We start from the raw sequence: 8123 nt of genomic DNA on the forward strand, positions 1-8123 counted from the left end.
AATGTTTGATTAAAAATCGGCGGCTACTTCAAACTCTAATCGTTTTTGGGTAATTGGGTGAGTAAATGCCAAGTATTCTGCATGTAAATGTAATCTATCCGCTTTCTGACCGTAGTGTGTATCACCTACCATTGGTGTGTTGAGTCCTAAACGATGCGCGCAATGCACTCTTAATTGATGGGTACGGCCTGTTTTAGGGTATAACTGCAAGCGTGTAACATTATTTTTACGATCTAAAACATGCCATGTAGTAAGTGATGGTTTACCATTTTTGTAGCACACCATTTGGCGTGGCTTGTCATCAAAGTCGAGTATGAGTGGTAAATCAATCGTTCCGCTATCTTCGGGAACATTTCCTTCAACTAATGCTACATAGCGCTTATCTATGGTGCGTTCAATGAATTGTTTTTGTAGTGCTTTATGAACGCGTTTATTTAAGGCGATCATTAAAAGCCCCGAAGTGGACATATCTAATCTGTGCACAATTAGCGGACCAGATGCCTCTGGGAACTGCATTTTAATACGCATATAAACAGAATCTTCAATATTAACGCCCGGTACAGATAAAAATTCAGCGGGTTTATTTACCACCAGTAAATCGTCATCTTTATAAATAATACTTAAATCTTTTCCATCGGCCGGATTAATAAGTAGCGGGTTATCTTCAACATCTAAACCCTTTAACATATGCCCAAGTATTGGTTGGCATTTACTGTAACAAGAAGGGTAGTAATTTTTATGCTGCCTAATTGCTGATTTAGGTGCAGCTCCCCACCAAAATTCTGCCATAGCAATCGGTTTTAAGTGGTGTTTGTACGCATATTGTAGCAACTTTGGGGCAGCACACTCTCCAGAGCCTGCTGGTGGGATCCGTTCAGGTAGTATTGAAAAAATGGTATTTAAGTCTCTAACTTCATTGTTTGCATTTAAAAATTGGTATTGAGAAAAAAGTTTTTTTTGTAAGTTTTTAGAAAGTGTTTTTCGGCGTTTTTTTAAATGGGCTATTTCATCAGTAATTTTCGTTAATGCGTGCTGAAGTAAATTTACCTTATTTTGCCAATGTAACTTAAGTGCCTGCAACTGTTTTTTTTCTACGATGCTCTGTCCGGCAAGCTTGTTTTTTAACTGCTCAAAATCATTTTCGCTCAGCTCTAATTCGCCTTCGGTACGTTGTATTTTTCGTTGCTGGCGACCGATTTGCATTACTGCCTGTTGAGCTAATAGCGCTTGCTGGTAACTCTGTGTTGCATCATCAAGTTTGCAATTAACGTCATGCAGTTGTTCGCTATTTTCTAACTGCTCAATTTGAGCGTTAATATCGTTGATTATTTCGCTTTGAGCTAAATAGCTATCGTCGTGTAGCTGCATACTAGAAATAGGAGGGACAAAGGTAATATTGCCTTTATCACCTTCAATTTGCCCAGAGTAAGCACTTAAAAAACCCAACTGCTGCTCAGTATTTTGCACCACTAATACACCAAACATTTTACCTGCATTTTCTGCTTTTAAATGTGTTAATGCTTCAAGTTGCTGTTGTAATTGCTCTGTAGCGGCAACCGCTAATGGTTGTGGCTCGTAATAAAACGGAAAGGTAAACTTTTCAGGAAGCGTGAACTTATCAATGTTTTCAGAAAATAACGTAAAGCAAGGAGCAAAATTTGGCATGGTAGTTAGGCGATGAATCAGTAAATAAAAGCATTGGAAGTGATAGTAACATATTCACAGTTAAGCGACTAAGTATCTCAAGGACACTGTATCAACCTGAACTCTGGATAATAAATCTATCTCGAGCAGCTATTTTTAGCGCTAACTGCGTTGAATTTACTTGCAACAGGCCAGCTATTGACGCGTAAATTCGCCTTGTTCTCACTGAAAATCCCTTAACCAGAGTTCAGGTTATATCAGTAAAGTGATTGACAGCTGAACTCGCTTTGCTCAATTAAAGTAAAGCGAGTGTTTAATATCAGTTATAAACTCTTTTTAGGCGGTAGGGCAACGTTTGCAAATATTAGCCCTGCAACAAGCGACATAAATATTAAAAACGTTTGTTGGCCTATATGCTCTGCGTACACAAAGTCTTGACCTTCAATCAGAGAATTTAAGCCGATATACGTTTTGCTACCTGGAACTAACACAATCAAGCCTTGCATGGCCACAATTGAGGCGGGCGCATTTGCAACACGGTTAAACAAGTTACTAAATATACCTACCGATAACGCACCGACAAAGGTACCTAAGGTGTAATCAAGATACATAGCCGAACCGATACTCGTGCCATACGCTATAAAGCCTGATGCAATAGACCAAACTGCGTGTTTAAGTTTGGTTCTAAAAATAACGATTAAGCTGCTACAAAGTAAGAATATAGCCAGCCATGCTGTCCACTTTGGCAATGGTTCTGGCTGTACAAAATCGGCTTGCCCAAATAACGCAAAACCAATACCTATGCCAATGAAACCACCAAAATACAGTTTAAACAGTAGCATAAACGAGTCCATTACTCGCGCGGTACCAGATACTAAATGCCGTGCTGCCAGCTCGGCTAACCCCAGTGCAAGCGCTAAACCAGGTATAAATACAATAATGGCTGAAAGCACCACTAAGCGTATATTTATTTCAGGCGTTATATATACACTCACGGCACAGGCCAATATGGCTGACACAATAGCAACTAATGGTTCTAGCATGTGCGCAACACGTTTTGAGCGGCCAGACCAAAGTACAAATAAATAAACAACCAGAGTCAGTAATGATGACCAAATTACGTCAGTCCAACTGGTCCCCATTAGCATAGCAAAGGCACCACCAGAGGTGGCAAATGCAATACCTGTTACAAGCTTGTTGTATGGGTTGGGCATAACGTAAATTGCATCAAGCTGAGCATCGACTTCTTGCAAAGTTAACTTGTCGTCAAGCATTTGATTTACAAGGTCGTCAGTGTCGGCAAGTGAGCCTAAATCGTGATCGCCAGGATCGACTCGCGCAACATGGGTATACTCATCTTCGTGGCCGTCGGTCCAAATAACAAATGTTACAGAGGTTGGCGACATTACAAATGAGGATTTTAGACCTAAGTAAGTAGCCACTTCCATTAGGTGGGCTTCTAGGCGGTAGGCTGGTGTGCCATACTTATGAAGCATTTTACCTAACTTTACGATAAATTTGCGTTTTTCTGTAAAAGTTGCAGTTTTCAAATCTTTTTGAACCAAATATTGCGATAACTAAGCTAAAAATATAGACAATACAGCTAAAACTGCCCACGTTCGATGGGCGCGATTTTAAACACTAATCTGTGTGTGTCTAGTCATTTTTAATCTAATTTTTTATTTTTTTCAGCTATCCATTGCGACATGTATTGCGTACTGCGCATTGTATGATGTTTGAGCATTTGGCCTGTGAAGTTTTTTTCGCGATGAGCACTTAAATCGCTACTTATTGTGTCAATTTTTTGGATTAACGCAGCGCTCAATTGTGCTTTGTTGTATAGCGCATTAAGTAGTGTATTGCCATCTTGTTGTGCTTGTTCAAAGTCACTTTGGTTGTTGTACATTTCTACAGCTGCATCAGCAAAGTCATCAGCGGTGTTAGCTATTTTACCAGGCCATGGTAACTCGTTATGCATGCCCTCTGCGCCAATGTTGGTGGTAACGCTAGGTGTTTGCATTATCATAGCTTCAAGTAGTTTGCCTTTTATGCCTGCGCCAAAACGCAGTGGCGCTAAACATACACGTGCACTTTGCATTACATCAAACGCATTATCGGCCCAACCTTTTATTAAAAACCCTGTTTTTGGGTTATTAAGTGCGGTGGCTTTAGGCGGTGGGTAAGAGCCATAAATGTGCAGCTCTGCTTTTGGTAATTGCTTGCGAATAAGTGGCCATATTTTTTGTAGGTAAAGTACGGCGTCCCAATTTGGCGCGTGTCTAAAGTTACCAATGGTCATAAAGTGTTGGCGCTGTTCAAACGTTTTAGTACTCGTTGGTAATGCGCTTAAATTGACCATAAAAGGAAGGTGATGTAATAAGCTTGGCTCTACTTTAAATACACTGTGGAGTAAACTCATCTCATAGCTTGAAATAATTAAGCTTAAGTCGCAACGTAAAATAGCTGCTATTTCGCGTTTGGCTATGTCTGAGTGTAAATCGCTAGTTGAAAACTCACGCTCGCCTTTGAACGCTTCGTGGCGAGCGTTACGCAGGCATTGTAAGTCTTCGGTATCTAAAATTTTAATCGCATGTGGACAGTGTTTATCTACGCGCCAGCCAAATTGTTCTTCCATCATAAAGCGATCAAACATCACTATGTCTGGATTATAGGCTTTTACGTATTCGTTAAAGCTATCACAGTTTAGTGCAATGCTTTGGCAGGTTATGCCAACGTCGTCAAGGTTTACCATGTGCTCGGTACGTAGTGCGGGCGTTGCAAATTCAACGTCCCAGTTTTGTGCTCTAAATGCATTTAATAACGACATCATGTGCGTTCCCGCAGCAGACGAATTTGGCTCTGGCCATACGTAGCCAATTACCAGCACTTTTTTCATTGGCTAGAATCTCTAATTTGTAAGTTTACATTGACCAGTGTTTTGACTGGTGGGGATATATTTTGTAGTAGTTCTTGCAGTATTAAGTGGCACCGCTTAGCGATATCATCGGCGTTAATAACCACAGTACTCACATTGTCAGGCATTACTGTGTAGTGAGGTAAATGATGGCAGCTCGCTACGTTTATATTGCTGCTGTCTGGTATGTTAAGTGAATGTATTGCAGCAATCACACCGTGCGCGATTATGTCATTTTCGCACACTACGGCATTTAACTGAGGTTGTTTTTTATAAGCTTTAATAAACGCATTTTTAGCGTCAAGCGGCTGATTTTGATCACAGGCGATGGTAACAAGAGGCGTTACATTGTGCTGCGAACAAGCACTATTAAAGCCACTTTGTAGTGCTTGAGAGTCGCTTAAAGTAAGCTCATGGCCCATAAACGCAATATGTGTAACCCCTTGCGCCAGCAAATGCATGCAGGCTAGATGGCTTGCTTTTTTATAGTCAGGTAACACACACGGAGCAACGCTAAAGGGAACTTCGCGCATTAGGGTAATGACTTTGTATTGTTCACTGAGTGTATCGAGCCATTTGCCGCAAGTATGGGCAACGGGGCAAATAATAAACGCAGCGGCATTGTATTCTTTTAAATTTTTAACCGCATTTTTTTGTTGTTCAAGGCTATTATTGCTGCTTAAGATCATGGCTTGCGAGCCATTTTCGTTTAACAAGTGCTCTATACTTGTGGCAAGTTTTGCCATATATGGATCGTTTAGGTTGTTTATAATTATTGCGACTAAGTTAGATCGCCTTGAGCGCATTGCAGCTGCATCGCGGTTATAAACATAGCCCAGCGTATCAATCGCTTTTAATACTTTTTGTTTGCTTTTATCACTTACTTTATCGCTTTGGGTAAGTACTAGTGACACTGTCGATTTTGATACACCGGCAAGATCTGCAACATCAAAAATAGTGACTGATTTGGCTTTGTTATGCATTTTTAATGTGTCGCAGTGGTTAATAAATAGCGCTGTAGTGTAGCTTAAACAGCACTATTAAGTCATCTATTGGTGCGCTTTAACTAACCTTAATGCTTTATGAATAAATCAAAACGTGTTTATATAGGCCTATAAGAGTAAAAAATAACAAAAGGATAAAACATGAATGCTTTTAGGCTGTTAGTTGCCTTTATTTGTAGTGTTGCATTGCTGCCAATAAGCTACGCTGAGCAAGGGTATCAAACGCCATCACCCGAGCTTGCCGCTTTGGTTGATGCCAAATTAGCACCCACGAGTTACTTATCAAGCGATGGTCAGTGGCTTGCATTATTTGAGCGTAAGCGTGTAGAAACACTCGACGAGCTTGCAAAAGAAGAGCTTAAGCTTGCCGGTATTAAGCTAAATCCCGCTAATTTTTCGCGTTCACGTGTCAGTGCAAAGTTTAGCGCTGTAGAGCTAAAGCATGTTCAAAGTGGCACTGTTATTAGTATTAATAACTTACCAGCGGGTATTATTCGCTCACCTAAATGGTCATCTAATAGTAAATATTTAGCCTTTGTTGTTGAGCAACCAACCCAAGCCAACTTATGGCTTTACAGCGTTGAAACCAAACAAGCAAAAGAGTTAACTAGCGCTGCATTAAATTCGGTATTAACTGCCTCACCATATAAATGGCTGCCAGATAGCAGCGCCATTGTTGCAAACCTCGCTGTTAACTTTGCCAAGCCAAGGCTTGAAAATAACAGCCAAAACGTAGTGCCTGTTATTCAACAAAGTACAGGCGAAAAAGCGCCAGCACGTACTTACCAAAACTTATTAACAAGCTCGTTTGATGAAGCGCAATTTAAGTTTTATGGCCAAGGGCAATTGACTTATGTAACGCTTGATGGCAATGCTCAAGCAATAGGCAGTCCTGCTTTATTTAAATCGTTTTCGGTATCACCTGATTCTACCAATATATTAGTCGCGGGTATTAATGAGCCGTTTTCGTATCAAGTGCCTTACAGCCGCTTTGCAAGCACGTGGCAAATATGGGGCATGCGTGGCTATGCATTAGCTGAGCTGGCAAAACAACCACTTGCCGACAATATTCCACAAGGTTACGACAGCGTTCGCACTGGCCGCCGCGATTTTGAATGGCGAGCAGATCAAGGGGCTGAGGTTATTTGGGCAGAAGCGCAAGATGGCGGCGACATGAAAACCGACGTTGAGCATCATGATTATGTTTACAGCTTACGTGCACCATTTAAACGCGAGCCTAAATTATTTGCCAAAGTAGAGCGCCGTTATGCGGGAATGGAGTGGGGCAACGAAAACGTAGCAATGCTGACAGACTGGCGCTTTAGCGATCGCCAAGTTCGTACTTATATAGTGCAGCCACGTGATGCTGACAAAAATCGTGTATTGTTTTCAGAGCGTAGTTACAACGATGCGTATAAAAATCCAGGTAATGCAATTTATGAGCGCAACGATTTAGGCGCCAACGTGATTAAAATTGTAGGCGGGCGTTATATTTACCTGCGTGGTAATGGTGCTTCAGAGCAGGGTAATATTCCGTTTTTAGATAGGTTTGATGTTAAAACAAATAGCAGCAAGCGTTTATGGCAATCAGAAGCACCATACTACGAGCGTGTACGCGCACTGCTTGACGACGAAGGTGAGCGATTTATTACTATTCGTGAATCTAAAACTGAGCAACCTAACTTTTTTATACGTAATTTAGATAACGACACGCTAACGCAATTAACAACGTTTGAGCACCCGTATCCAGCATTTAAAGGCGTAAAAAAAGAGCAATTACGTTATAAACGCGACGACGGTGTTGAACTCTCGGGCACGCTTTATTTACCACCAGGGTATGATAAAACACAAGGGCCGTTACCTGTGTTAATGTGGGCTTACCCACTTGAATACAAAGATAAAGCGGTTGCATCGCAAGTACGTGAATCACCTTACGCGTTTACTTACATTGGCTACTGGGGACCAATGCCTTATCTTGCAAAGGGGATTGCCGTATTTGACGACCCTAAAATGCCAATAGTGGGTATTGATGGCAGTGAGCCAAACGATAACTTTAGAAAGCAGTTAGTCTCAAGCGCGCAAGCAGCTGTTGATGTATTGGTTAAAAAAGGCATTGCTGATAAAAATAATATCGCAATAGCAGGGCATTCGTACGGTGCGTTTATGGTTGCTAACTTATTAGCACACAGCGACTTATTTAAAGCAGGCATTGCGCGCAGTGGCGCGTATAACCGCACATTAACGCCGTTTGGTTTTCAGGGTGAAGAGCGTGATTTTTGGCAAGCACAAAGCGTGTACGCTAATATGTCACCATTTTTCCATGCTGAAAAAATTAACGAACCAATGCTGATGATCCACGGACAAGAAGACCCTAATTCTGGCACCTTCCCAATGCAAAGTGAGCGTATGTACGCAGCGCTAAAAGGGTTAGGTAAAGATGCTCGCTTGGTCATGCTCCCTTATGAGGCACATGGTTACCGTGCGCGTAAAAGCTTATTACACGTACTGTGGGAACAAGAGCAGTGGCTAGATAAGTACTTGCTAAGTGATACAGCTGAGCC

The 8123-nt window shown here is 41.4% G+C and carries 5 protein-coding genes; 1 reads left to right on the forward strand and 4 read right to left on the reverse strand.

All coding sequences use genetic code 11. From position 1 onward, the window contains the following. Nucleotides 1-9 precede the first annotated feature (9 nt). From H5119_RS13500 to H5119_RS13515, 4 genes are all read right to left on the reverse strand, one after another. Entirely contained in the window at nucleotides 10-1665 is a 1656-nt protein-coding gene (locus H5119_RS13500) for an RluA family pseudouridine synthase (protein WP_182702599.1), read from the reverse strand. Nucleotides 1666-1967: 302 nt separating this feature from the next. After that, a complete protein-coding gene (locus tag H5119_RS13505; protein WP_077535620.1) occupies nucleotides 1968-3194 on the reverse strand; it encodes a threonine/serine exporter ThrE family protein in 1227 nt (408 codons plus the stop codon). A 116-nt stretch (nucleotides 3195-3310) separates the two neighbouring features. Then, on the reverse strand, nucleotides 3311-4540 hold the full coding sequence (locus H5119_RS13510; RefSeq protein WP_182702600.1) for a glycosyltransferase: 1230 nt from the start codon (nucleotides 4538-4540) through the stop codon (nucleotides 3311-3313). Beyond that, nucleotides 4537-5541 (reverse strand): LacI family DNA-binding transcriptional regulator, encoded by a 1005-nt coding sequence (locus H5119_RS13515; protein ID WP_182702601.1) that lies wholly within the window; start codon nucleotides 5539-5541, stop codon nucleotides 4537-4539. The genes H5119_RS13510 and H5119_RS13515 overlap by 4 nt, the downstream gene beginning before the upstream one ends. Nucleotides 5542-5703: 162 nt before the next feature. Here H5119_RS13515 and H5119_RS13520 point away from each other — a divergent pair. Beyond that, the coding region (locus H5119_RS13520; RefSeq protein WP_182702617.1) for a prolyl oligopeptidase family serine peptidase at nucleotides 5704-8123 on the forward strand (2420 nt) is incomplete at its 3' end.

Origin of the sequence: Pseudoalteromonas sp. SG45-5, assembly GCF_014164085.1 — a bacterium.
In the GTDB taxonomy this organism is placed as follows: domain Bacteria; phylum Pseudomonadota; class Gammaproteobacteria; order Enterobacterales; family Alteromonadaceae; genus Pseudoalteromonas; species Pseudoalteromonas aliena.

What these genes read in the sequence shown, in the direction of transcription:
- H5119_RS13500 (WP_182702599.1), bottom strand. Translation starts at nt 1,665, where the DNA reads ATGCCAAATTTTGCTCCTTGCTTTACGTTATTTTCTGAAAACATTGAT.
- H5119_RS13510 (WP_182702600.1), bottom strand. Translation starts at nt 4,540, where the DNA reads ATGAAAAAAGTGCTGGTAATTGGCTACGTATGGCCAGAGCCAAATTCG.
- H5119_RS13515 (WP_182702601.1), bottom strand. Translation starts at nt 5,541, where the DNA reads ATGCATAACAAAGCCAAATCAGTCACTATTTTTGATGTTGCAGATCTT.